The 23,977-nt window shown below is 44.7% G+C and carries 18 protein-coding genes and 1 pseudogene; 2 read left to right on the forward strand and 17 right to left on the reverse strand.

From position 1 onward, the window contains the following. The first annotated feature begins 39 nt into the window (after positions 1 to 39). Positions 40 to 234 (forward strand): hypothetical protein, encoded by a 195-nt coding sequence (locus Dvar_RS40635; RefSeq protein WP_419659170.1) that lies wholly within the window; start codon positions 40 to 42, stop codon positions 232 to 234. A gap of 9 nt (positions 235 to 243) precedes the next feature. Here Dvar_RS40635 and Dvar_RS40640 read toward each other — a convergent pair whose 3' ends face one another. The 17 genes from Dvar_RS40640 to Dvar_RS40720 all read right to left on the reverse strand — a co-directional run bounded on the left by Dvar_RS40640 (position 244) and on the right by Dvar_RS40720 (position 21,114). Continuing rightward, positions 244 to 456, reverse strand: a complete 213-nt coding sequence (locus tag Dvar_RS40640; RefSeq protein WP_419659171.1) for a GGDEF domain-containing protein — start codon at positions 454 to 456, stop codon at positions 244 to 246. Beyond that, the gene (locus Dvar_RS40645; protein ID WP_419659172.1) at positions 402 to 1,037 is read right to left on the reverse strand and encodes a GGDEF domain-containing protein; all 636 of its coding nucleotides are present in this window, start codon (positions 1,035 to 1,037) and stop codon (positions 402 to 404) included. The genes Dvar_RS40640 and Dvar_RS40645 overlap by 55 nt, the downstream gene beginning before the upstream one ends. A 232-nt stretch (positions 1,038 to 1,269) precedes the next feature. Further along, positions 1,270 to 1,446 carry a hypothetical protein gene (locus tag Dvar_RS40650; RefSeq protein ID WP_419659173.1) on the reverse strand — a complete coding sequence of 59 codons (177 nt, stop codon included), beginning with the start codon at positions 1,444 to 1,446 and terminating at the stop codon, positions 1,270 to 1,272. A gap of 141 nt (positions 1,447 to 1,587) precedes the next feature. Next, positions 1,588 to 2,772 (reverse strand): thrombospondin type 3 repeat-containing protein, encoded by a 1,185-nt coding sequence (locus Dvar_RS40655; protein WP_419659174.1) that lies wholly within the window; start codon positions 2,770 to 2,772, stop codon positions 1,588 to 1,590. Between the two features lie 432 nt (positions 2,773 to 3,204). After that, on the reverse strand, positions 3,205 to 4,554 hold the full coding sequence (locus tag Dvar_RS40660) for an SGNH/GDSL hydrolase family protein (RefSeq protein WP_419659175.1): 1,350 nt from the start codon (positions 4,552 to 4,554) through the stop codon (positions 3,205 to 3,207). A 308-nt stretch (positions 4,555 to 4,862) separates the two neighbouring features. Beyond that, positions 4,863 to 5,204 (reverse strand): hypothetical protein, encoded by a 342-nt coding sequence (locus Dvar_RS40665; RefSeq protein WP_419659176.1) that lies wholly within the window; start codon positions 5,202 to 5,204, stop codon positions 4,863 to 4,865. A 17-nt stretch (positions 5,205 to 5,221) separates the two neighbouring features. Then, entirely contained in the window at positions 5,222 to 5,725 is a 504-nt protein-coding gene (locus tag Dvar_RS40670) for a hypothetical protein (RefSeq protein ID WP_419659177.1), read from the reverse strand. A gap of 338 nt (positions 5,726 to 6,063) precedes the next feature. Beyond that, positions 6,064 to 8,220 carry a C25 family cysteine peptidase gene (locus tag Dvar_RS40675; protein ID WP_419659178.1) on the reverse strand — a complete coding sequence of 719 codons (2,157 nt, stop codon included), beginning with the start codon at positions 8,218 to 8,220 and terminating at the stop codon, positions 6,064 to 6,066. 41 nt (positions 8,221 to 8,261) lie between these two features. Further along, entirely contained in the window at positions 8,262 to 10,628 is a 2,367-nt protein-coding gene (locus Dvar_RS40680) for a VWA domain-containing protein (protein ID WP_419659179.1), read from the reverse strand. Between the two features lie 109 nt (positions 10,629 to 10,737). Beyond that, on the reverse strand, positions 10,738 to 11,709 hold the full coding sequence (locus Dvar_RS40685; RefSeq protein WP_419659180.1) for a hypothetical protein: 972 nt from the start codon (positions 11,707 to 11,709) through the stop codon (positions 10,738 to 10,740). Positions 11,710 to 12,012: 303 nt separating this feature from the next. Continuing rightward, entirely contained in the window at positions 12,013 to 13,437 is a 1,425-nt protein-coding gene (locus Dvar_RS40690; protein WP_419659181.1) for a hypothetical protein, read from the reverse strand. Positions 13,438 to 14,101: 664 nt separating this feature from the next. Then, positions 14,102 to 15,163, reverse strand: coding sequence for a metallophosphoesterase (locus Dvar_RS40695; protein WP_419659182.1), 1,062 nt, complete (start codon positions 15,161 to 15,163; stop codon positions 14,102 to 14,104). A 193-nt stretch (positions 15,164 to 15,356) separates the two neighbouring features. Then, positions 15,357 to 16,673, reverse strand: coding sequence for a hypothetical protein (locus Dvar_RS40700; protein WP_419659183.1), 1,317 nt, complete (start codon positions 16,671 to 16,673; stop codon positions 15,357 to 15,359). Between the two features lie 519 nt (positions 16,674 to 17,192). Beyond that, positions 17,193 to 17,606 carry a hypothetical protein gene (locus Dvar_RS40705; RefSeq protein WP_419659184.1) on the reverse strand — a complete coding sequence of 138 codons (414 nt, stop codon included), beginning with the start codon at positions 17,604 to 17,606 and terminating at the stop codon, positions 17,193 to 17,195. Between the two features lie 608 nt (positions 17,607 to 18,214). Beyond that, positions 18,215 to 18,397: a hypothetical protein gene (locus Dvar_RS40710; protein WP_419659185.1), complete on the reverse strand. Its 183-nt coding sequence runs from the start codon at positions 18,395 to 18,397 to the stop codon at positions 18,215 to 18,217. 147 nt (positions 18,398 to 18,544) lie between these two features. Then, the gene (locus Dvar_RS40715) at positions 18,545 to 20,398 is read right to left on the reverse strand and encodes a hypothetical protein (protein ID WP_419659186.1); all 1,854 of its coding nucleotides are present in this window, start codon (positions 20,396 to 20,398) and stop codon (positions 18,545 to 18,547) included. Next, positions 20,395 to 21,114: a hypothetical protein gene (locus Dvar_RS40720; RefSeq protein ID WP_419659187.1), complete on the reverse strand. Its 720-nt coding sequence runs from the start codon at positions 21,112 to 21,114 to the stop codon at positions 20,395 to 20,397. The genes Dvar_RS40715 and Dvar_RS40720 overlap by 4 nt, the downstream gene beginning before the upstream one ends. Before the next feature lie 1,327 nt (positions 21,115 to 22,441). Between Dvar_RS40720 and istA the strand changes: the two are divergent. Continuing rightward, positions 22,442 to 23,975: pseudogene (gene istA / locus Dvar_RS40725) on the forward strand (IS21 family transposase). The last annotated feature ends 2 nt before the right edge of the window (positions 23,976 to 23,977 follow it).

The raw sequence follows: 23,977 nt of genomic DNA on the forward strand, positions 1-23,977 counted from the left end.
AACAACAATCTTGATTTCGGCAGCAAGGATAATAATCAAATGCAGAAAAAGAAAGACGATTTGGAAATCAAAATTCAGCTTTTCGGATGGATCCTTTTCATCATCTGTGCGCTTTTGTTTATGGCAGCCAGCCTGAAGAATCAGGACGTCTTAACATTTGCGGGCAGTCTCATCTTCTTGGTTGCATGCATCGTTTTTCTGATACCGCTGGTTAAGCGTCTGGCAAAAAAATAAGCGAACGGACTATACGGATGCCTTGCACACCACCTGGTTGCGGCCGTTTGCCTTGGCCTGGTACATGGCCTCATCGGCGGCTTTAAGCACCGCCTCCACATCGCTTGATCCGGTGGAGGCGGTTGCGCACCCAATACTCACGGTGATGGTGAGTGGCTCACGTCGTCCTAGCAGATCAATCGATGCAGCGGCGATTCCTTCACGGATTCGTTCCGCCAGCACATGAGCCTCCGTGGAGGTGGTTTCGGGCAATACCAATAGAAACTCTTCTCTCCACCGAATCGGTCAAAAACATCCTTGCTACGGATCATCGTGCGTGTATTTTCCGCGAATGCCTTCAGTGCCATGTCTCCGACATCATGACCAAAACGATCATTAATCGATTTGAATTTATCAATACCCATCATCAACATGGAAAAACCAATGGGTGGATTCATCAAACAATACTTGTTCAGCCTGCCGAACGCCTGTTCCAATCCGCGCCGATTGTAGATACCGGTGAGTGAATCGATCAGGGATAGGTTGATTATTTTTTTTCGGGACCGGGTAAGCCAGACACTACCGCCCATGCCCAGGAGCATCCCCAGTAATATTGAACCCATAGAGATGATGATCCCATGCCACTTGCGCTGCTCGATCAGCATGTATTCGCCTGAAATATTGGATTCCATCACATTGATCTGCAACCGGATCTGATGAACGATCTGCTTGATGCCGCCATCGAAGCGCTCCATTTCATCGGCAGCAGTTCGGTTAAGGATACCGGGCGCTTCAAGAAACAGCATGTCTCCTGTTCTGGCCATATCAATCCACTGTTTTCGCAGGTCTTTCAGTATAATCTTCCTGGAATCCAGAACATTGCTTTCTATCGCTGTGTGAAACGCATCGTCGACCTCTGTCTTTAAGCGCTTCCACTCATTATTTTTCCTGTTCGGCACCATGGATCAGATGGTCATTGGGGGGCATGACGGCTTTGAGCAAAGCAATCTGTAAATAAGCTGTTTCTTGATCGTTGCGTAAAAATCCTTTGGTGGGTTAGAACAGGTAGGACATAATGGTAATGACCACTGCCAGTCCGGAGCCAGGGTGATCCGCATCACCTTCGCGCGCCCAGCCGATCATGCGGGCATTTTCGAATCGGTCGAATTGACGCCCGTAGGCGTGGGATCGCCGCAAGGCCACCAACCTCGGCAAATGCGGTACAGGAACCATATCGATCTCACAGTCGTTGCCATCTTTCCCCTTGCTTTGTACTGCGAACCGAACCAATCCGCTTAAAAAACAAATGGATAGCCTTCCTTGCGCAGGTTGGCCCTGCTATTTTTTACCCCCGGAAACAGGTGATAAAGATTGTTATTTCCAGATAGATTTTAAGGAAACGACATCGAGGAAGCATCCGCCACCGCCGCCACCGCCACCACCATCACCACCATCACCACCGTCACCATCGTCTCCGTCGCCATTGTTACTATCAGCTGATTTAACACCTTCTCCCTGCGATGTACCGCTACAGGAATCAATGCCATCGGTCCATGACCAGGAAGATTGTGAAGTAAAGGTGTTTCCATCATCCGAGACATCAACAGTCATAGACAATATCGTTGTTGTGCCGCCATCTTCGGGATAGCTACCGCTCCATGTGATTGTATTTCCTGAGAGCGTCCCTGTGAAAGTCCCCTCAGGATCTTTATCAACAGTGATTTGCTCACCATTTTGTGTGATGTAGATAGTGTATTCAACGGTGTTTATGCCTTCACCACAATCAGTTTCGTCGTTTATATCTGTAACTTGCCACGTTCCTGCAACGTCAATGGGTTCGCAAACATCTCCAATATTATCGTTATCCGTATCTTCCTGGCCTGGATTCGGATCGTTCGGGCAATTGTCTGAATCGTCGGGAATACCATCTCCATCCGTATCTGCATCTTTGATTCTCAAATCAACATCAGTAGTTAAACAATCAAAATTGAAATCCGTAGACCCAGCGTAACTACCATGGCTGACACAGAGCTTTACAGGGAGTTCACCATTAATCGGCACTTGGACTTCATCTATTTCCATTAATATCCAATCCGCCGCTGAATAGTAATACCAATAGTGAGTGATAGAATTCCGCCCATAATCATGAACAGCGATCAAACTGGCCTGGGCTTGCCCACTGGTCGACGCTTTTGCCCTGACCCTTAAATTTGCCATCAATCCAGGCGTTCCCAATAACACCGCTTCTATACAGGTATAATAGGTTTCATCATATACCGCGTTTGCATATAAACTTGAATTGCCTTGATAACTATCCATTCCTTTATCAAACACAGCCTTTTCGGGGCCGCTAATCGACCATGATGAAGGAATATTCCCATAGCCCGTTTCGGATATAAAAGGTCCTTCAAAATCTTCTATCGTATTACCAACACATTCAGCTGCGCGGCAATCCTGCCAACAAATCAATAGAAAGACCAATAGTAATGAAGAAAGTAAATAATAAGGAATTTTTCTGGAAAGAAATCCTAAACAAAAAACATAATCAACACGATTCATATCCACCCCCATTTCAGTTAGACATTCATGCAATGATTCCGTTTGGATAGCCATATACAAAATGTGCCCCAACAAACACATTTTATATCTTAACAGCAAGTTATGCAGCAGATAGGGCCAGTTATTAACTGCATTACTATCGATAGTAAAAATATCAGCAAATGACCGGCCCGGATAAAACCAGGGGTTTTAAGAAAAAAATTTTCAATATGGTGTACATGGGAGTACAGAATTCACGACCGTAGATAATTTAGACTAATCTTGTGACAAGGTTATGTCAATTACTTTGATTAGGGGCTATACGCTGGGAATATTGTGTTAAGGAAACAGTGAACACCGGCACTTGGCCGAAGTGACACTTGTATATAGTTTTAACAACTGATCGCCAAAAGTGGTTTTCCCTTTTTCAAGATCTTTTTCATATTGTGGTGATTATAAAATCCTGGAAATATGAAACCATTTCTCCAAAGTCTTTAACATACCGAACACATCGTCGAGGGTTCTGGGCGGCCTGCTGACTAGAGTGTCCCAAAAGCGAATGTCGGCGAAATCAATGTTTCGAATGGCAGGATTCTTTTTTCTCATGACGTTGATGAATTCCTGAGCAACCAGTCCATAGCCGCATGTCGTCGGGTGAATGCCGTCAAGCGATATCAGACCGCCATTAATGATTTTTCCGCTTTTATCGATTTCAAAAAACCGCACGCCTAAATCTTTAACCTCAGTCGGCAGATTATATTTAGGACTGCCATGGTTTCGACGTTCGGCCAGAAGATCTAACAGCCTGCACGTGTCCACCACTTCCCAGCCTTTATCATCAGCCTGGCGGCGGATGAATTCGTTGTATTGATCAATATAATTGTCGATTTTTTCGGCATCGTCCTTGGTCAGATGGGAATCTTTGTCGGGATCAAAACGCTTATCTTTAATGAAAAAATGGGTGTAGTAATCAAAGTAGCGCCGGTTGTTAGGCAGGCGTCCCCTGTTTTTCATGATGCCGCGTGTGATCGGTGGAATGGTAACATGGGGAATTGTTGCCACATAAACATGGGTGGCGCCGATGGTATCGATCTGGTTGGCCAGTTCCCGATATTCAGCCTCAAAAGCCTTGGGTGTCCAAAGGGTGTGCTTGGAATTGGGGCCTGGCGGATCATCCCCGGTTTCATCTATTTTCAGTCCTGTTACGGTTCCTAAACAGTTGTTCGCCCCCAGCCAGACAATGAGGTTTTCTATTTCGCCGTCTTCTTCCTTTATCCTACGGGCAATATTTATCTGCGTATCATTATTTCTATCTTCAGCCTGGGAAGGATTCAACACCTTGTAGGCAGTCCTGAGCCGTGGCTCCGAGGGAATCTGGAGCCAATCATCTTTGTTGGATTCTATTTTTTGTCTACACATACCAGCGTTGATATTATAGGCGTCGGCAACCTCAAACCCCCATACCGCAAGGTTGTGATATAAAACGCCTTTCGAAGGACGTGCGCCTTTACCTCTTTCCCAGTAGTCTTCTACATCGTCCATCATATCGACAATTTTATCAATGGCGAACGGCCATTCGAAAACGTTGATGTCCTGACCGTAACTGCTCTCCAACTGCCTCGATAGCCATTCAATGTTGAATGGAAATCCTCCTTTGCCCAAAAAATTGGGGACCCTGAAATCAGGAATATCCTCACCAAGACACTGGGCGATCATGGCGGGATAGGACAGGTTGCATTTATGAATGGCAAAAGATTGAAACCCCTGAGTCAAACTATCACCGATTGCGACTAATTTGGCCATCCTGCTCCTCCTTTTGTTGGTATTTCGATAATATTAGTCATAGCCACTGTGTAATTTGATTGGTCTGATGGTGTGCTGTTATCAAAACCTCCTTAAAATTTTGGGTGCGATACGGAACGTCAAGCTCCAGTGCGGCCTTGCCCTGAACCCCCTTGCTGTCTGCCGCAGAAACGGTTAACGGATGGCCAAAATCTTTGTGATTTTGATTGTAATATACTAGTCCTGAATCTATTGCGAACACCGACGTCAGTGTTTATCGTTGACATACGAATTTTCCGCAGCGTCCGGAAAATCCGAATGATACACGATTATAAGCCGGGTTGAGGCAAGACTATGCCGGTTGTGGATTCGATGGCCTTCCAAATTACACCCACAATCGCATTCCACACTTTTTCGACCGTCACCATCACAAGCCCCCTGAGCGTTTTTACAAAAGTAAGGGCCATGTCTTCCAAACTATCCAGGAAAAAGTCCCTCGTCTCTTCAGTTATTTGTCCGCTCAGTATGCCTGCTTCGATAAAGGCCGCTTGCTGGGCGATTGCCTGGACTTGTCTTGCTGAAAAGCCCCTCAACTGCTTCACGTCTTGGTTCAGTACCTGTGTGGCAGTATTGGTTATCTCCTCAACCAGTTGAGTAACATCAATAGCCATTGGTCATCCCCCTTTACTTAACGTTCCAGAAAACTTTCGTAGGTTAACGCCTGGTCCAAAAAAATAGCTACTTGATTCTTGAATGCCTGCACCTCCATTGCAGTTACACCCTGTTTTTTATCGGTATCTCTCATTTTGGTAAGCGTGGATGATATCTTCCCCATCGTCGTCGCACTTGGAATTTCAGAGTTGTCTCCAACCGGTATCCCTCTTTTGTTCAAAACCTCATTTATCTTTTCGGTGACTTTGTTACTCGGCACCGGTCTTGCCATGGCTTGAATCTGCAACGCATCAAAACGTCCGATCATCGTCGCATAAGGGCCTGAGCGCACCTCAAAATCTTCCTTTTGGGTTCCACTTGATACCGAGGCGAAAAACGCCATGACATCTGTATTCGCTTCGGTCAACCCTTTGAATATGGCCTTATCGTACTGGGGGGCTAACGTGGTTGCACAGCCAGTCAAAATAAAAATCAAGGCAACTAAAATGACGCGCTTTTTTAACAACCATTGGTGTTTCATATTATCCTCCATCTCATTGTCCCGTGTAGGGACTGTCGGCATGATAATTCTGGTAGACCGCTTATAGGGAAATTCAGAATAGACATGCTTGAACACGCCAACCATGATCACATGAATACCTTCCCGGTGGCAGGCGTCGATCATCAGCTCATAGATAATGGTGTATCCAGCATAAATTGAAAATGAAGTGGAGCAAAGAATAAGGGCATATGAACAATAAATGCTTTTTTGTATAATTTCAAGAATATTCGATCATAATTTGGTATCCCTATCTTCATATTAATTTGAAACGCCCGGTTTAGGCTTGAATCAATTTTTATGTGTTATCAAACTGGCTCTTATAGTTTTACCCTTGTCTGGGCATATCGATAGCCTGGCGCCGATACGCAAACATTGAGAAAACGCCGGAATGTAGGAACCAGCGGCGGAGTTAGCTGAAAATCGCTTACCGACAGGCTTATACGACTTGAGGAAACAGCGGCGCGCTTGATCAGTTTATTTTGGTACCAGATGGTGAGCACCGAGTCCGCCGGAACAGGACTGACATGGATATTTAGCTGCTTGCGCTGGATGTTCGCATTCAGCCTGATTGGCGCTGGTTCCCCCGCCCAAAGCTGCAAAGTGGGGTCACCCACAACATGGTAAATTTCGAAATGGTGCTTAACACCAGAGTTGGTGCCATGGGCAACAAGTAGATAGGACTTTCCATAGTTGAGAATATCGCCGAGACGATTGTGTTTGATCGCATAGCTTGCGGTGGTACCCGGAAAACCGGGAATTACACCCGGCCACATGGCATCGAATAGGGCCTTTATAAGGCTGTCATTACGCCAGGTACCGGAGCACTGTGTAGCCGCAAGTAAAGATGGCGCACCGCCATTCAGCAGCATAATATCCTCGGCAAAGCTGTCGCTGGGAATGTCATCAAAACGACCGGTTAAGCAGTTTATGCTGTAGAAAATCGTTGGGTATCGGCTCAGGATGGACGTTAAGTGGGAACTCGTGAAAGAAGGATGGGACCAACCCGTCTTGCCGCCGTGGTCCCTGTGGCCCACTGCGAGTTGCCCTTCTGAAGTTTCGGAGATCAGCATATCCGTGGCGTCATCGCCATCGGTGATGGCGTTAAGCACTGCTGCCGGCACCGTTGTACCGTCCTTGTATGTTTGTGGATTGGGGTTATTAGAAACATACACCCGCTCCACGTCAAAACCGATGGAAACCATATGGTCACGAATCCCTTCCATGGTCTTCATATAGGCCCTGTCGGCACGCCCGTCTTGAGGACTGCTGTCCTGGAAATACGCGGCAAAGGTCATACGGTGATAATAGTCGGGGTCGCAGGGCGGGGTTTTCTCGTAGTCGATAATTTGCTTGACCACGGTCTTGGCCTCGTCCAGTGACTTAACAGGGATGCGGCCACCAGAAATCCACGGCAACACACAATCGTTGGAATCTGCAGGATCCCGTGAAGTGAAGAAGTAATGGTCACTGTAAAAAGTTGCCGGGCAACCAGAAGGGATATAGAAAGGTTCAGGATGCTGCTCTGACACAATCGCCGTGACGTCACCGAGCAGTAACACATAGCGCAGACGGGAAAATAAGATCTTGCGGCGTTTCCGGATATAACTTTTAATCTTTCCTACCGTATTGCCTACAGTTTTTATGGACACCGTCTCGGTAATCAACCCTTTGTGGTTCTTCCAGTCAGCCAGTAGTTCGGCGGCACTTTTCAGTTGGTCATCATAGATGATGAGAAACTCGGGTCCTCGAGGTAGAATGACGATGGGGCCAGGAATAGGTCTTATTGCCGTCCGATCGGCTATACCACGCCGCGGATTGAGGAGCAAATTTCCGTAGCCTTCGCGATTCACGGACGACTCCACCAATGGGAATTCTTCCATTTCCTGCTCGTCTGCTTCTTTTGCCTTCAACTTGATTTTGACGTTGATGTTGCTATAGCCGACCAGTTGCTTTTTTCTCGCGTTATACTGGATCGGGCGCACATGGATCACGATTACTTTGTAATCATCTAAATTTTGCGGTTTACCAACCTGCACAACGTCCGCTGGGTACAGTGCTTCATCTTTGTAGGCCTTGGTGTCGTATTCGAATTCATCCGTTTCATCGGCTTTGTCGTTGGCCTGCTCCTGGGCCGGCGCAATCAAGATATCATCAAACTTGACCGGCGTGCCCTTTTTGCTGATGACCTCGTAGTCGCAACCGGACGGAATTTGTACGAAACGCCCAAACGAGGGCAAAAGTGGCTTGCCGCTCTCAGACACAAACCCGGCACCCGAGATACCGATTTCCTTGAACGGCATGGTATGGTCGTCCATTTGCTGCGCATTGTCACCTACAGTAAAGCCAGGAAAGATGTAATTGACCTCGATCTGATCTTCTTTTTCTTCCACCGATACAATCGGTTTCTCCGAATGGTGGTCCAGATCAAATTCGGCTGGCAATCCTGAAGGGGATAAAGATAGAAATTCAGACATGGCAATTTCTCCTTTCTGGGAAAAGTTTTTACAAATACACCTTATTTGTTGAGGTATATGAAGAATAAAATGAGAATGACCAATAAAAAGATGATCACTACAATAAGGAACGTTATAGAATCTGAATCCACGTCATCGTTGCCGCCAGGCATAATACGATTTAGGGAATCTGTTGGATCCGTGCCTTCTTCAACTTCTTTCCCGTCAGGAATTAGATCGTTATCGGTATCTGCATTATTGGGTGAGCTGCCGTTTTCAAATTCCATTCGGTTAGATAGATTATCTCCGTCGCGGTCTTCATCAGCATCGGTTGGATCTTCGGGATTCAACCCAAATGCTGTTTCCCAGGCGTCCGGCATTGTGTCGCCATCGGTGTCCTTGCCGGATTCGGCATCGTCGTCGGGATTCTCCGGGTCGCTGCCTGTGGCCACTTCGACGCCATCAGGCGTGCCACCGCCATCACTATCCGGATTGAACAAATCAAGACCGATAAGATGCTCTTTCCAGTTGGGCAGACTGTCTCGGTCAGGATCTTCTCCGCCGTCGTGAGCATCTTCGGGATCGAGGCCAAGCCTGGTTTCATCCTGGTCGCTAATACCGTCACCGTCCGTGTCCAACTCCGGGATTGAAACACTCAAAGGAAATATTCGTGAGTGTTGGGTCCCATCGGTGCCGGTCCAGGCAGCATTCACCTCGATGACAAATGCGCCGCCCTGCGTTGTTTTGGTGAAAGCGCCAGAGTAAAATCCGTCATCGGCAACAGCATCGTCTGCCTTTCCATCATCATGGAGCTGAATGGACGCTTCTTCGTTGGCGATGCTGATCGCATTGGCTGTTACAATCGCACCCAGAATCGGCTTGTCACCAAAAAGGCTGCAAACAATGTTAATAGGATCACCGGGTGATGGAAAGTTGGGACTCACGGCGTTCGTTAAAGCCCGCACCAATCCAATATCCTTGCTGGTACCGCTGAGGGTGACAAAAAATTCTTCACCTGTTGTTTTGGCTGGGATGCCGATACGCCAGTCACCGGCTGCCGGTCGGTCGACCCGAAAAACGGTGTTTGTGATACCATTCGTGATGGCTATGTTGTTGGGATTTTGCTCGGGCGGAAGAAAAATTTGTAAGTTCTTGGCACCCGGTTTGGTCCAATTGACGGTTATCGTCGCATAGTTGAGCCCTGTCTCCATGGGGAATTCGATTATATCAGCGGAATCTTCTTTAAACGAAGCCACATTTCGCCGGACAAAATTCAGAGCCTTCCCACAGGACGTTACATGCTTCTTTTGCAGAATCCGTTGCTTGGCGGACGTATCGTTGTGCAGGTGTTCGTATAGATTCGAAAGCCGCAAAGACAGATCCGATGGGGCATCAATACCAGTGTTGCCCGCCGCATAAGCAACCGATGAGAACAAAGCGCGGTCGACAGCCGAAAATTCGGTGCCGCTGACAATATCTGAATGACGATACGTTCCGCGATGGTCACTGATAGCAGCCATTAGCACCGGATCAGAATCAGGCCCCAGGGAAACCGTATCTATCTGAACCTCGCTGTGTTCTGGCGCGTCAAAGGTATTAACGACCGGGGTATTGGGCGGTTCAGGCGGGGAATAGTGGCCCTCAGGCGGTTCATTCCAGTAGTTGGGGACATTTTCTTTTCCGTCACTCAAAAGAATAATGGCACGCACATCGTTTCGTTCAGCGGGAACGACGGAATTGAGTTCCTCAAGTCCACGAAGGAGTCCGGTCCCAAGCGGCGTGGAAGCAGATGGCCGCAGGTCGCGTACTTGGTTTTCAACATCTTGCCTGTGACCGGCAGCAGTATTGATGGAGTAGACTTCTTCGGCACGACCGTAACCCCCAGACAGCTTTCCCGAGTACTCGATAACACCAATCCGATCATTATCGCGCAGTGTGTTGGCAAACAGCACGGCAGCATTAATGGCGGATTCCATCTTGCGATCATCATCCATGCTACCGGAGGTGTCAATAACCAGAACGACGTCGCTGGCCGATGGATCACCGAAAAAAACGGCGTTTTCTTCGGTATCTACTGTTTCGATGCCGCACATGGAATATAGGACATGCAAGTCAGCCTCTGCATCTATACTCGCTGGTGTTTGTACAATCAACCAGTACTGTCCACCCACCAGGGCGCCAGTGATAATCGGGGCAACAACACCCCCGATTTGCACCTCAAACTCCTCGGTCGCGGGAATCAAAATGGCAGGTTGAAAATCGATTCGGATTAGCAATCGGCCTGTACCGTCGCCGGGTTGAAGGTTCGCCGGAAGCGCCTGGGTCGGCTCGATGATATCAATTGCCGGTTCAATCCCCAGGTAACATTTCAGCGCACACATATACAGATCATACCAGTTTTGCATTAACTGCTGTGTCTCATCATCCATCAGCGTCTCGTTAAGGACAGCTCTCATATCCTGGTCGTGTCGCACAATATGCAACGCCTGGATTTTGGTTGCTACCGGGTCGGTCCGGCTGATAAGCCAGTTATAGTAATCATAAACGTTGTCGGTATACAGGACGTCGTGGATTTTTCCAATATTCCGGACACATAACACCGGTAAGGTCCCAATCATACGGAATGTAGTAACCGTTGAGTTCCTCATCCTTGCATTTGCGGGTATTATGACCGTCTTCAATGATATAGTCTTCATTGTAGACGAATTTGTTATACATCTCTCCTTGTAAGACGGATGTCGGATCAGGAATCAGCTCATCGGTGTCTTCTGCTTCATCCACGCAACCGCACCGCACACAGGCATCATCCTCTCTTTCGCGTAGGAAGGCGTATTTGGTGCCGATTTCTGTTCCGTCATCATCGCGGTAGGTGATGCGTGCCAGCCGAGTAGCAAGAGCGGTTGAATCAAGTGTTTCGAGGACTTGGTAAAAGTAGTACTCCGCCAGGAGGCGCTGTTCAAACTCTTCTGGAGTTCCGTCGGGAAACCAGTCGCAGGAATTGATATCGTTTTTGTTACAGTGGGTAACGATCTTAACTTTCTTTGAGGCCCCTTCGAAGATGTTGCCGACCTGATTATCGTCAAATACTATTTTTAGTGGTCGAAAAGTACAACAATCATATCTCGATTTCCCCCTTGCCTCCAGCGTAATCGGGATCACGATCGTCTCACCCGAGATAGCGTCTACATACCGCAATGTTCCCGGAGAACTCGCTTCATCCTGGTTTGCTCTTAGGATACTGAGGTCATTGATCACATCAAAGTCGGCCTGAAGTTCGAACTCAAAAACGTCGTTAGGGCCTGCCTCGGAAAAGAGTCTTGCCGTGGTTGGAGAGCACTGAACCGGTGAATATTGATTCCAGGTAGCCTCATCAATGACGCTAAGATCGAAAGCATCGAGACAGTTGCCGTCTGGAGTGGGTGGGGTGAAAGTACGCTGTGCAATGGCCGAACCAAAGGCACATAGTACAAAAACCAGAGGGATGAGTAATAGGAAACGTTTTGGTTTCATATTAGCCTCCAAAATAAGCAGATTTAACTGCACCATAACCCAGCGTGAAGGCCATGGTATGTGAGGCTTGTCACATTCTGAAATCTTTTTTTCTTCCAGACGACCCTATTCGAAACACTGATGTATGATGATCGGATTGCGAAATGGGGAGGGAGATTAAGGTGGGCAAATCAATCACGAATGATCTTGTTGCAGGTCTTCAGACCCAATGAAAGGGTCCGGTCTGCAGTTGAAGCATTGTATCCCCCAATGTTGCAACATTGGGGGATATCAGCCGTCCCGCGGAAGACAACTGGCGTTCTTTTAATCGTATTGTTTATCCCACGACTGTGCATATTCATTCAATATATTCCATAAATTTGTGTTTTTGGGTGTCATATCCTGTTTAAAGTACCACCAGAAAAACCCGCCGATAAATTCAGGACGAATACGATTCATGCTGTAATAACGGCGCAAAATCTCTTCTTTTCGAGAACTATTATTAGTGCCGACTTCACCAAACCCTAATTTTGAGTTTGGAAAAATCCTATGCAATTCGGCAAAGACCTGGTCCCAATCCGGAGAAATATTTTCACAATCCCCTTCGTAAAAGCTCACTAAAACCCAATCCAGCCCTTGTTTCATGCGTTTCGGAACATTCTTTTCCGCCCAAACCTGCATTTGATTTTCAGGGGCTTCCCAGCAATTATTGGCTGTCGGTGTGCCATCGTCATAGGTACCGTTGTAGTATAGCGTAAGGGCGGTAGGCTCCCCAGCGGCCTTGACAATATCATACGCTGCCGCAGCCTTAGCCATGGCCCCAGGTCCAAGCCATTCACCATTGATTTCGTTGCCGACTTCCCATACGTCCACGTCTTCAGCCATGGCCTGGACATAGCTGTGTGTCCGCTCTGCATAGGCTTCCTGAGAATATTCCTTGACATAATAGGAATCAAGGATCTCCCCCATAATACCCGCCACCGTGTGAAATTTTCTCACAGCGTCTTTGTAGTAAGCAGGTTGCACATATTCGTCAAAGACAATCCGCGCAAAAGGACATCGCGCCAGACTTGAAAGCGATTCTATAATTGCATTGGGATTGCTGATATCGTCGATTGTGACACCGAATATGGGATCAGCAGACGATGTGGTATTCGAAACAGACGCTGATATCTTCGAAAACACGCGTATATCGTCAACATACAAATAATCTTTGTTTCCGCTCATTTCAGCCTCAAAACCGATCGAAACAGTGGATGTCAAACCATAGGGCGTTAAATCAAATTCATAGTAGTGATAAAGGTTGTCCGCATCGGCCGGTGTAAACCGCCGCAATGTTTCCCATTGATCGCCTCCGGAACTGATCATAAGTTCAGCATAATCCTTTTTCTCAAAGCTCTTCACTTTCACGAATAGCCCGAGTTTGGCATTATCAAATCGGGAAAGATTCAATGGCCGGTCTGTCCACGCGGCACCGGCTCGAAGGCACATATGATAGGAACCTGAATACGGACTCCCCTTAGAGACAATAGATGCGTTGCCTTCATGATACCAAGAGTGACTCCATCCTTTTCCAGTGCGCCATGAATTGGCCCTAAATTTTTCAACTGCGATTTCGACAACACCGGCTTGAGTCTCGGACAGGTTGCAATCAGTGATCCCCATACCGAGAAAGATGCTTGCACCAATCAGATAAATAAACAGCTGTAAATGAGCAATTGCAGAGGTTTTTTTTGACAGTGTTTTCATCTTGATTGACCTTTAGGTTGTCTGTCATTTGTAGGGATTATGCTTGCTGCCTTAATCATCCTCTCGACTTTACGATCTTTTGTGGATTCACCCCAGTGTTGCAACATTGGAGTTCACTCTAATAACATTTTTTAAAAGAGACGTTAAATGCTCAGCCGAACATCACAGATAGAGCATCACTAACAAAACATTTTGGGGTCAATTGATGTGGAAAGTGAAAAAAAGTACCAACTGAGAAGCGGTCTGGTTGAATGCAAAATTAATCGACCATAAAATCTCAAACTTTAGAAAAGTTTTAAAGGTCCCATCGGAGCCTCTTATCTTATCTGGTTCAAAAAAACCGGCGGACCGTCTTACCATGCTTGCCAATTTTCATGCATACCAATCCGTGGAAGTCTTTCCTTCTATTGGATTTTCATCCTTTGGGCGAGTCGGAGGCTTCCATCTGCGGAGCTATTAAGGGCTTGCTGATGAAACCCTCCGACTCATGCAAAATTCAGGTAATATCTTTTTACACGCGCCATGTTGCATCGCTTTTCTTAAACGAATGTTTTTAAGTTCAAAAACAGAGGATTAAGCCTGTTTTCCCCCATCCTGTAACACATTAATCGTTTATTCTAAATTGGTTAGCTCGGCCCAACCCAAGTTACCACTGAAATTTTTTCTAAATCGTTAGTCTTTTCCCTCTTTTAATTTCGTTGTTACCCTTCCATTCAACAATACCGACAGTGTAACTGTCATTGTTTTCTTCGACCTCTACAAAAGTACAGTTCTCCCCGCACCAGTAGCCGGTGTTTGCATAAATACGGTCGTTGACAAACCAGGTATCGCGATCAATTTCCTTTTTGTGGCTGTGGCCAAAAATACAAACTTTGTATAGTCCGTCCTTACACAGTTTATCCGCAATGGGGCCAAGCATATCCAATTCCGCAAAAACCGCCCGATGTTTGGAGACGTATGCGGAAGGCCAGTCATTGTAGATATTCTTATAATCTTCCTTAACCTGGCTCGCCGGAATCAACTGAACCTGTCCGTTGGGCCTTTTGATTTTATATTGGATATCCTCATCCAGCCCCGCTTCCTCAATGACCGCCTCAAGCACACTTTGTGGCAGGGTCTGTTCTCCTAAAACCTCGATAAAGTCGTCCACGTAAGTCTGATACTGACGTCCATCACGATCACTCATGGCCTTTTTCGTAGCCTCGATGCGGGAAATAAAATAACCCAGAGGCAGCCCCATGATGTTTTTGGAATACCGGGGGGGCGCATTAAACATGGCGTACCGGTGACCGTGTTCAGCAATCAACCGGATGGATGAAAAACGAACCGGGCAATAGATAAACTTTGGAAAGTGTGCTTTGATTAGCAATTCACTGGCGTGCATGTCATGGTTGCCCGGCACGTAGTAGACCTTCTTTTTACTTGCCAGTGTGTTAAGTTGCTCCACAACCTGGGCGTTTTTTTCAGCGCTCAATAACTCTTCCATGGTTGGCGGAACCAGATCATGGGGAAATACCCAGTTATCAAAAATGTCACCGAGCAAAACAACCGCATCGAATTCACAATCATATTCGCTATGAAGGAATTTGATAAAATTCATAAAATTTTCTGTCTCCTGCAGAGAGAGCCAGTCCCAGTCGTATCGATACTTTTCCTTATCTTGGCTCTCAGGACTGAATCTGCCGGCCCCTAAATGGACATCACTGATAAACAGTTTCCTGGACATGTCTACCTCCTTTTCTTTTAGGGTTTTTACGTACAAAACTGAACGGCTAAGATTATTTCAAGGGCATCTTTTACCGTTTTATTCCGCTATATTAATAGGTTGTTTTAGTTCGATCCAAAATTTACCCTAAGTTTCTGCTACACAGCCCGACCCAAGCTAATTTAAATATACTACCATTGATGGCTAAAAGTAATCAAAACGGTCTGAACCATTGGTTCAATGAATGATAATATTTAAAAGGAATAGAAGCTAAATATTTAGGCCAAAAAGAATAATAGTCTGATTTTAAAAATTCTTCCCACAACTTTTCATTAGCCTTCTCAAAATTCTGATTCAAGGGATAAGTATCTAAAAATTTAAGAAAGCTGTTTGCAAGTATTTTTTCATCTAAATATTTTTTTATATTATCCACAATCTCATTTTGAGTTATTGCATTTGTTGAATGTAAAGCTCTGGCATTTATCGAACCACTTATTGGAGTTGTGGACGACGTGCCAACGCAATATCCTGTTTGAATTGTCGGTTCTTCTTGTACAATCAGTTCCATGATACCTTTATATGCAGAGTCTGGAGTAGCTTGCCGCAACTCGCCATTAATCAATTCTCTTTGAATGTACATTTCATACAGAATTAACAAGGTGTTGTTATGAAAAGAAACAAAAATCGAATTCCAATACCCTCTTGTTTTATTGTCATCCGGCTTTGTATCATAATACCAGCACTTACCCTGAACTTTAATCTCATTATTTTGAGAATATAGTAAGTTAAAAGTGCCGTATATTTTCATACGAGTTTCTTTATTTTTAAGAGTGTAGACCCAGTTTCCTTCAAGAAAAGAACATTTATCTTTTATAATCTTTTTTTCTGCCACCGTATCAATAGTCTCTCCGATCAACGCTTTAAACTTCTCTGTTGGAGTAATTCCATGTAATTTAATTATGATATATCCAACTATCATTGAAATTAATACTACAATAGAACCAGGAAGACATGAAACAACCACAGATTTCCAGGTAGATGGAGGTTGAGTTTCGGAAATAAGGAACCATAGTAGCCCAACAAGAATTAGAGCCATAACTAAAGCTGCAAAAAACTTATACTTTTCTGAAATATCGACTATCTTTTTCATTAATAGATTAGACAGAATTGATTTTTCTTCTTTAATTTTTTCTTGATTGATATACTCCAAACCAGATGAATAACAGGGGTGTCCTGAATCTAATTTCTTACACCATTTTACCACTGCAAATTTGCCAGGGTTTAAAGGATGGAGAATACGATTTCTGGTTAACAGACTTATTTTTTTGATAGTTATTGCTGTTTTAGGGGTTAGGCTATATTCTGTCAATAAATTCAATCCGGATTTACTATAATTACTTATTTTCCCAACCTCTTCCATAACGTTGTTGTTTTTTCTGAATAATAAAGGACTATCATTACTACAACGTTCATGTTGTCTATTATCATTACTACAAAATTTATTTTTTCCTTCATTGGCTCTATGCTCCATGTTTCCTCCTTTAGGTATAACGTATAGAGTTTTAGTTTCATCCTTCATCCCGCTAATTTTCTGAACGAGAAACCACCTTATACGAAAAGTGCTGATCTGCATGTAATAATTTCGCCCTGCGCTGCGAGATGATGTCTAAATTTGGTTGGACCAATAAGTCATATTGGTTATAATCGAGACTTTTTGACGCCGAAAAGGTCTGGGTAAAACTACAGGTCACATCGAAGTTTGTTATATGGTTCATAAAAACCGGCATGGCCATATGATATTAGTCGCTTATTTTAAATTGGTTAGCGCGGTCCGCCCCAAAATACCAAGATACCAAAATTTCCCGCACAACCCAGTCGCGACTCAGGAATGAGATCAGACTATTCTACAGAGGAATACTACTTTCGCAAGACCATCGTCGCCCGTTCCTTTCTTCGTATAGCGGTGGTACTTCGCCTTCGCGGCCAAGTCATAGGTCTTTCCCGATATCACGTACTGCCAAAGTTCCACCACTATGTCGTTATCCAAAAGTTAGTAGCCGAACTTCTCTTGCGTTTTTGCCATGATGAGTGATACCTTCTTGGGCTTGACTGGCCTCACAGACTCGGACAGTACCATTATATGGTGATCCCTGCAGATCACGGCTGCCTGGTACATGGCAAGTCCCTTGCTTTTGGCGATTCCTTTCAATTGTTCTTTGGCTACTGCTGCAAGGCCAAAACAACGGCCGTACTTGTAAGCCAACGTACTCTTCCCAAGATTTTCCCAGTATTCTTTCTTGCTGAGGGCGCCAAGCCCACTTTGAATCTCGACCTTAGTCACAATTTTTCGGTAACCTTCGTCATAATTCGTGAAAGTGTACTGCCCTACCGTCTCTGTGGGCCGGTCCGTTACGGAAAGGCCGAGATTCTTCAACTTTTTGTGGATCTCTTTAATGGTACTCATATCCTTATTCCTCCAAACGTCTTGCCTGGCGCGCAGTTCCTATCGCCTTTCCCTAGTTTAATAGGAGTAAAACACAAGGGGGCGACACGTCAATAAGTTCATAAATAAGCCTTGGCAATATTGTTGTGAATGATTGAGATAAATCGCTTTGGGACGGGCCGCGCTAAGTGACTGAGACAAAGCAAAAAAACATTGAAAATGTAGGCCCATTTGACGGCTATATCAAAATTTTCGAGGCTAAAAATCGAATTATAGGCCGACTGTTATTTGTTTAATTCAACCCATTCCCCATCGCTTCCCCTTATATTGCTGTTTTAGACCTCAAAAATCGCAATATAGATGGTATTTCGACAGGACTTTTCAACAATTTTCAATTAATATTAATGATTTGTCTTGGCCCGTCCCAATTTTTCTCGCCCCAATTTTTCCCCCAATTTTTCCCCAATTTTTGCCTTAATTTTTTTGGCCCAATTTTCCCAATTTTCGCCCCCCAATTTTCTCCAATTTTCCCATTAGCGCGGCCCGACCCATTCCCCATTTTTACTTACCCGCCCTTTACTGGGCGATCTTCGGGAATTCGAATGAGCATATTACTATCGAACACAAGTTTAATCGTCACACCCTCTTTTCAGATACTTTGGCGGGATATTCTCTTGGTTTCCTCCACAGTTGCAGTTGACTGTTCCAATTCCATTGTAATTCTGATTTACTATACAGCAATCTCCTTTCAGCAGGGTTGGTGTTTCAGGTCCTGTATACTCGACTACTTCGTCCTTTTTAAAATTTGTCATGATACCTCCTTAAAACCTATTCGGCCTTGATCTTCGTTTCGGCCATCTGCCGACTGGCTTTAACATACGGACCGTGTAGGGTGGGCATTGCTCACCATCACCATCACTATCAACCCATCGGGCGGCCAAAACGTTAATCAAGACTACCTAATCTTTTATTTCTTCTATATTTTCGCTAATTTCGGAAAATTTAATCAGTAAAGATGAGTCCAATATTGCCTGCAGTTCAGTTTGATAGCCTTTTAAGATACCTTTCAACCGGCTTTTCATCTCTGCACTGATGTTGTCAGACAATCCGTCTGATGGAATTTGATTTAAGATATTCTGTAGTGAAACTTTTAACCCCTGAAATGATATATCCGCTTCTTCTTTTATGATCAGTTCCTGCTCTCTTACTGAGGTACCACTCAGCGGAATTTCATTTGGCTGATTTTGATTTGGGCCTGCCTCCGGAACGGGTATGCCATACATTCCTGCAGCAGATAATGCGACTGATCCCAAGACTTCAACAGCTGCATCAGCGATTGAAAGCTTCAGGTCGATAACCTTACTAGGATCAACACTTAGTTTTTTTAATCTAAAGTTCTTGGGGCTATCCTGAACAATGATATATTGAGCGTCTCCACCACCCTCAACAACAAGATTGTCTATAGGCTTTGGCTGCCACATATCTTTACCACTTTCATCTACCTCTGATGTTATTTCCTTTATGTTCGGGTCAGTTATCATAAACGGAGCAGTTTTTATGAGGCTTACCAAGTTATTTGTCTGCTCGCGAAAAGTTTCAGGACCTTCTGTTAGCATAACGATTTGTTTTGAAAAATCTGCCACTCTTTTTTCTAACTCCAACCTGCCAATCTGCTCAGGCTTGATTTGGTTTGTAGCAGCGATTTCCTTAAGAATATGATCGGGTAATTTCACAGACAAGCTTGAATATGGATTTTTTGGATTGTTTTCCAAGTTATTTAGCTGGTTTTTCAGGCTATTAATATATTCTGTTTCCAATTTCCGTACAGGTTGATATACTTCGTCTATTTTCGCGACATATCGATCAACAGAATTTTTCAAAGCAGCATTTTTTGAAAAAATTTCAAGTTGGTTCATCTCTTTTACATCATTTTGGGTAGTCATGAGTTTCATGGCCTCACTGTTTAGACCATCCACAGCAGAAATAACGCTGCCGAAAAGAGCCTCCAACTGTATTTTGTCACTTGTGGAGACCGCATCGTTTACCTTTTGAAGTATTGGATTTACACTTTCATCTATTTCCATATAGGCCGTCATTGATTCGTCAGAAATCGTTAAGTCCTCATCTGCCAACTTCAACTCCGATAATACTTTTTCAAGTTTTTTAAAATCATCTTTTTTAACAGATTTCAAAATAACTTCTGATTTCGATTTTGTCCCTAATTTATCTTTTTGCAAAACTGCTTCTCGCAGTGCACTCAGAATTTTTTCAGATTCTTTCCCATTATCACCCGTATTGATTATTTTTTTTCTGATAATTTTAAATATAAATGGTTCGATATCGACGCCGTTCAATATAGTCTTTCCCCTACTATTACTACTGTATAACCAGCTTTCGATCGATTCTAATTGCTTTGTAAGAATATCAGGGTGTTTTTTTGTATCACCTTCCTTTTTCAAAGCCGCTTCAATTGATTTAACCGCCTGATACCATTTGCTTTTGTAAGATTTTGCAGCATCTTTAAACAAAATTTCCCCTGCAAGCTGCGAAAGATACTCGCCGTAGGCCTGAATCGTTGCCCTGTAGGTATTCGGTATTTTTTTTAACTTTTCAGGCTGGTTTTTCAAAGCATTATGATATTCCTGTATATCTCGTCCGATCCCACTCGAAGCTGAAATGATCTTTCGTGCATCTGTAACAGCGCAAACAGGTAATGTTGGGCCACCATAGACTTCGACTTTTGTAGAAATCACACTTTTAAATGAACAGCTCGCTAAAAATATACCCGAAAATAGCAGAATAATATGCTTCATTGGATCACCTCCATCTGCTCAATCATCTGCTCCAACCAGTCCTTCAATTCCTTATAGATCGTCATCTCATCAATCCTTTGTTCGCCTCCTGAAAGATACAATTTTAAATTCTCAACCCTGCTGGTCAGCATTTTTAAACGGATTTGACTTTGTGTTACTTGACTTTTGTTCTGCTGTTCGAAAAGAAGGCCCAGCGTATTTTTTAAATTATTGGATTGTGTTTTCTCTTTTATCAACTCAATCACCCTACCAGGATCACTTGATAGAACAATGACAAACTTCTCATTTGCATGATCAAGTGAACTTACAGGTGATTCACCCAGAGAAGTAACCCCTTGAACATCTTCTAATGCTTTATTATATAACATATACGCTTTTTCTACTTCAGTGTCTGATTTATTATTTTCAAGTGCTGACATATAGTTCGCATACGTTTTTCGAATCGCATCTTTTCGTCTCTTTGCGGTTGCAACATCCAAATCATAATCTTCAGATATTTTCCCAAGCAGGCTGTCAACTGATTTTGCATCATACCAACCGGAGCGGTAATCCACTTGACTGTTTTTCCCGCTTCCGACAATTGTAACCCTGTAATAATCAGCACGACAATTTGGGCCATACTCAGCAAACATCTCTGTTTTATGAAATTGAGCCTTTGTGCATGCCGAACTGCAGAGTACAATTATGCAAAATAATAAGAATCTTAGTAAAACCATACTGCACTCTCCTTTTTTTAAAATCTTAACTATTTTCAGTTTTCTCAACAATTAATTATTATTTGATTCCAGTACCTTCCGCGGATCTCGCTGATCTCGAATCGGACCGCGCTAAACCATTAGAAATAAATTATAAGAGCTGAAAATACGCGACTGAAAGGTCAGTTTAAAACTATAGGTCCTATCGAAGCGTTTTAGATGATACATAATAACCAGCGTGACCATATGGTATATAAGCGATTCCCGTAAATCAAAGGAGTCTGGGTTGCCGAATTTTTCGTCCCCTCGCCCTGAAACCAAGAGAATCTTTGACCTTTAAAATCAGGTGAGTGTGGTTGCAAGTGACTATCTAATTCAGTATGCACAAATGCGGGTGGCGTTTCTTTGCTTGGTACAGCCATTCAATCCATCGACGGTGATCTTTTGCAAGTTTTAAAAGGAAATCTCTTCTTTTTTGACAGCGATGGGTAATGTGCCAGACATGATCGGGAATCAAATGTCTTTTTGCACTATCCATTTTACATCGGTTTCCTTAAACGAATGTTTTTGATGTCAAAAACGGCGGATTAAGCCTGTTTTACCCCCATCCCATAAGATATTAATCTATTATTATAAATTGGTTAGCGCGGCCCGACCCAAGATAAACAAACCAAGATAAACAAAAATCTCCTGGAATATAGCATGATATCACCAGTTATTTTCTCTTTTATATTCTATTCGCTGGCATTAATGATTTCGCCGAATTCGAGACCTAACGGGCGCGCCGGTTCACCGCCTTATATTGCTTAGGTGGTGGTTCTGTCCACTCCATGGTTGGTAAGTCTGTATTAATCCCATTACTTTGGTCGCGATTCCAGCGATTCCGGGTCGGCCAAACTTTCTCCCTTTAATAATTGGCTATCACCCCAATTTTTAGCCGATTTTCTACCTTAGCCGTTCAGTTTTAGGGACAAAATGCAGCTTTTAAGAACAGGTCCGACCTCACATGGGATCGCAAATACAATGTCTATGCCACGTGCCATGGCACATTCTTCTTAGAATAGAGTTTTTTACCCACAATACTGAGCTGATAAGACCGTTTTAACTGCGTATTCCGCCGCAAAGTGACCACTCATTCCGCTGGAAACTGTCCAGCCATTCCGCTCCATTGTGACCACCCATTCCGGAGCAAACTGTCCACCGATTCCGGAACATAGTGACCACCCATTCCGCTGGATTGTGACCACTTTTTCCGGGAGCGATTCGACGCTGGATCAATTGGCCTTTTAACGATAATCCTCCTCATTTTTATCCGTGAGGGGGATTGATGGCAAAGGATCGATTATCCATGCGAAAATTCAAAGAGGTATTACGGCTCAAATTCGAACACGGGCTGACCAACCGTAAAATTGCCAAAAGCTGTGCCATGTCCCATGTCACTGTGGGAAAGTATCTGACACTTGCCGAAAATGCCGATATCACCTGGCCACTGCCTGATGATATCGATGATAGCCAATTAGAGCAGCGTCTTTACCAAAAGGTCCCGCGGCCGGATTCCCAGAAACCGGTCATGCCGCAAATGGAATACCTGTTTAAGGAGCTCAAAAGGAAATACGTCACCTTGCAGCTACTGTGGTACGAATACAAACAGGACAATCCAGAGGGCTACCAATACAGTTATTTTTGCGAACTATACCAAAAATGGCGCAAGGGCCTCGATATCAGTATGCGCCAGGAACACCTGGCCGGCGAGAAACTGTTTATCGATTATGCCGGACAGACGGTGTCCATCATCAATCCCGAAACGGGAAAGGTTGAGCTGGAGGCCCAAATCTTTATCGCCACTTTAGGCGCCAGCAACTTCAGCTACACCGAGGCCACCGCATCCCAGACATTGCCGGACTGGATAAAGTCACACATCCGCGCCCTGGAGTTCTTCGGCGGCGTCCCACAGATTTTGGTGCCCGACAATCTGAAAAGCGGTGTTACCCATCCCTGCCGCTACGAACCGGATGTCAACCCGACCTACACGGATTTGGCCAACCACTATGGCACCACGGTCATTCCCACCAGGCCCGGAAAACCCAAAGACAAAGCCAAGGTAGAGTCATCTGTTTTGATCGTCGAGCGCTGGATATTGGCGGCGTTAAGAAACCATCGATTCTTCTCGTTGGCTGAACTGAACAAGGCCATCTATGAGAAGTTGATGATATTCAATCAGCGTCCACTACAAAAGATGAAAGCCTCTCGTCAGCACCTTTTTGAAACCATCGACAAACCGGCGCTGGCCCCTTTGCCTGCCCATCGATACGAGTTTGCCCAATGGAAAAAGGCGACCGTAAATATCGATTACCATGTCGAAGTGGATCATCACTATTACAGCGTTCCTTATCAACTCAGGGGAAAGAAACTCGATGTAAGCAGCACCGCCACTACGGTTACGGTCTTTCATAAAAAACCGGCGTGTGGCCAGCCATCTGAAAAGTCACCGGAAATACCATTATTCGACGTTACCGGAGCACATGCCCAAAACCCACCAGAAATACCTGGAATGGACACCTTCCCGAATCATCAACTGGGCGGGTAAGACCGGACCGTGTACACAACACCTGGTCACGGAAATCATGCAGCGCAAAAAGCATCCGGAACAAGGCTTCAGGTCTTGTCTTGGCGTGATGCGTCTGGGCAAACGCTATAGTCCCCAGCGACTGGAAAAGGCCTGTGAACGAGCGGTGGCCATCGGTGCCTACACATTTAAGAATGTCGAATCCATCCTCAAAAACGGGCTCGACCAGACACCGCTGATTCAACAGACCAAAAGCCGTAGCATCTCTCATCCCAATATCAGAGGCTCACGCTATTACAACAAAAAGGAGAATTAATC

Source organism: Desulfosarcina variabilis str. Montpellier (genome assembly GCF_048565275.1).
GTDB lineage: Bacteria > Desulfobacterota > Desulfobacteria > Desulfobacterales > Desulfosarcinaceae > Desulfosarcina > Desulfosarcina variabilis.